The organism is Hydrocoleum sp. CS-953, from assembly GCF_002260545.1.
Taxonomy (GTDB): Bacteria; Cyanobacteriota; Cyanobacteriia; order Cyanobacteriales; family Microcoleaceae; genus Trichodesmium.
Genome location: NZ_LGSU01000468.1, coordinates 1 through 3,195 on the forward strand (window position 1 = coordinate 1; position 3,195 = coordinate 3,195).

General features: G+C 36.9%; 1 protein-coding gene and 1 pseudogene. One reads left to right on the forward strand and one right to left on the reverse strand.

From position 1 onward, the window contains the following. Positions 1-621 (reverse strand): annotated as a pseudogene (locus tag AFK68_RS04695) (hypothetical protein); the annotation flags it as partial. A 598-nt stretch (positions 622-1,219) separates the two neighbouring features. On the opposite strand from AFK68_RS04695, the gene AFK68_RS04700 reads away from it, so the two are divergent. Next, the gene (locus tag AFK68_RS04700; RefSeq protein ID WP_094671794.1) at positions 1,220-2,710 is read left to right on the forward strand and encodes a Rieske 2Fe-2S domain-containing protein; all 1,491 of its coding nucleotides are present in this window, start codon (positions 1,220-1,222) and stop codon (positions 2,708-2,710) included. The last annotated feature ends 485 nt before the right edge of the window (positions 2,711-3,195 follow it).

Here is a 3,195-nt window from a genome sequence, read left to right on the forward strand (position 1 = left end):
ATGTAGGTGTATCCAGTTTTTTGCTGCTTGATACCAGGGACGAATACGCGGATCGTACTCTTTAACTCTTAATAGTTTGCCTATTTCGCCACTCTCATCTAACTGATATATTTTACGCAGTGGTTGAGTCTCTGTAGTCCGAATTCTGAAGATAATATCTCCATTGTCAGGATTAATGTCAACGTTAATAAATTCTCCCTGTTCATTACCAAAGAAAAGCTCACTTTTCCACTTCTCTTGCTTGACAATTTGCCAAAAGTAGAGTTGCATTGCCCTAAAGTCATAAACATCAAAATTCCCACTGGTAATAGCATCATTGGTTATTCTTAGGACTTGATGAGATTTATCTAGATAATCTAAAACGTGTTGCTGAATACGAATGCTAATTTCTTTAGTTAACTTATTCGCCAAAGTATCAACTGATTGGCGTCCATTGGTAAAAGAAAAATATCCTACTAATCCAACAGCAGTCACTATTTGCAGAATAAAGGGGACAATAAGGACAGTTTTTAGAGAAAGTTTGTTAAACATTTTGTCTAGGTTGGTATTATAATAATTATCAAAAATAAAACTATCGTTTAAAACTACTTTAACTACTTTAGAATTAGGGTATGTCGTCAAGATATAATACTAATTTATAGAATCCATTGAGCACCTATTTAATACCAAATCTGGTTATCATACATTACCTTTTTCAAAATTCTCTCTAACCATCTCCCCGTCTCCTCAAAAGGATACCCTATAAACCGGATTTAGTATAAAATTATAGATGGGCAGTAGGGGAAAACACGAGATGGTGAATATAATGGCCTTTTTTTACCTTTTTTTACCTTTTTTCTCTATTATATTTCTCAATTTCCTGACTTCTCAATTCAATTTTATGACTCTTGACTCCTGTGCCAAAAACCCACACCTTTGCAAAGATACCAAATTGTTTCTATATTATATAGCAATCCTATTTTATTTGTGTATAAAAACCTTACCGCTTTTAGGGAATACTTAATATTATGTTCGGTTAAATAGTTATTATAATTCAAAGTTCGTAGTAGGGCTTCAGCCCTATCTACAGTTGGGGCTGAAGCCCTACTACAAACAAAAACTTTATTATAAGTGATTATCCGCAATTCGTAGCTCCCCCGGAGGGGGCACATGATATAAGTTAATCAATCGAATTTTCTTGCTTTTGATTTTTAAATTTTGACTTAAATAAGGACTAACTATGGTAACAGAGAAAATTTTTGAACAAGACATTCAAGAAACAACAGAAACAGAAACATTCCACTGGACAAAACAATGGTATCCAGTGGCAGTCATAGACCACACTGACACATCTCGGCCATATCCATTCCAGTTACTAGGGAAAAATTTAGTTCTGTGGCGGAATAATACTGGAAAATGGTCTTGCTTTGAAGACGTTTGCCCTCATCGACTGGTTCCTCTTTCTGAAGGTAGGGTGGAGTCTGATGGCACTTTAATGTGTGCATACCATGCTTGGCGTTTTAACTCTGAGGGAAAATGTGTTAGCATTCCTCAGTCTAAAGATAAAGAAACCGAAGCCAAAAATTGTACCAACAGTAAATCTTGTGCAGTTGTGTATCCTACCCAGGAACGTCAAGGTTTACTTTGGGTTTGGTTAGAGTCGGGAGAAAAAGCCCAGGTAGAAAGTAAGTTACGGGAACCGAGGGTTGTTCCTGAATTGGAGAACCCATCAGACAGAGTTGTGAAACTATTTTGGAGTACGCGCGATCTTCCTTACGGCTGGGATTTATTTATGGAAAATGTTTCAGACCCAGCTCATGTTCCCGTTTCTCACCACGGGTTTATGGGTAGTAGATACACTGAGGATAAATATTATGACATGATTCCAGTTAAGAAAATTTCTACTCAGGAAGGTTTCTCCTTTGAGATTACACCATTCAAGATACCTGGTATCAAACAAGCTATCCATGATTTTCAACCGCCTTGTCACATGAGAATTGTTTCTGAACTTGAGAATGACGGAAAATTTATTCTAGTTTTGTACGCAGTTCCCACTCGCCCTGGTTGGTGTCGTCATATTGGATGCCAGGTATTAGTAAAGGATGAACAAGGAAAACGACCTAAAGGTTTGGCCTTTTTTGGTTTGCCTATGCCAGACTGGTTAGGTCATGTATTGGCTTCTCTGTTTGTACATCAAGATTTAGTGTTTCTCCATTACCAAGAGAAAATTATAGCAAACCGACAGGAAGGAAAATATTTGGATCTAGTTTATACACCTAATCCCCAAGATAAAATGGTGATTACCTTTCGGAAGTGGTTGGAGAAACGCGCAGGAGGGGGTATACCTTGGGCAGCAGAATGTAATCCTGAATTACCACCACCAGAATATGACAAGCGGAAACTGTTTGATGTGTGGGAGACTCACACAAAAGATTGTCGAGTTTGTCAGGATGCACTGAAAAATATTAATCGCTTAAAGATTTTGACTTATGTTGTGGCGGGATTGTGTCTGTGTTTAGGGATAATTATTGACGCACGAGCGATCGCTATTCAAGCAGCAACAGGAGCAATAATTGAAACGGCAACTTCTGTTTCAGGTTTGGCAGTTCCCCCATTAGGATTTTGGTTTGCAGTTGGGGGTGCCGCTTTATTTGCTTTCGGCGGATATAAGTTACAACAGTTGAGTAGACTGTTTTATGTTTATGAATTTGAACACGCAGATAATGATTAGGTGAGAATTTATATTAAGTTTAGATACAGCGCATTCCAGGTTTATGAAGTACAGTAGCGCTTAGTTTTTTAAATAGTTTTTGAAGTATGGAATTAAGTTTTCACTCTTACTTTCTCCAATCTTCTAAAATTACTGTACCACACTTATATGGAATAGGCTGTAAATAGCGAGAGGCTTTTTTTGTTGGGGTGGGTTCAAGGGCTAAATATTGAAGTTAAAGTATTTTATCCTAAGTATTTAAACCCGCCTCATCCAGTGGATGTTATATTTATCTTATGGCATTCGACTGATTTGTAAAATTAGCCCCAACAATTAATCTTTATTTCACAATCTTATTTTATAAATATCTGCTGTGGATTTTTAATACTGTATATTTAGAGTATAAAGTTACTAAACTAATCTAATTATGCGAGTTTTATTGGTCGAAGATGAACCAGATTTAGGAGCAGCAATTAAACGGGTTCTCCATCAAGAATCCTATGTGG

What these genes read in the sequence shown, in the direction of transcription:
- AFK68_RS04700 (WP_094671794.1), top strand. Translation starts at nt 1,220, where the DNA reads ATGGTAACAGAGAAAATTTTTGAACAAGACATTCAAGAAACAACAGAA.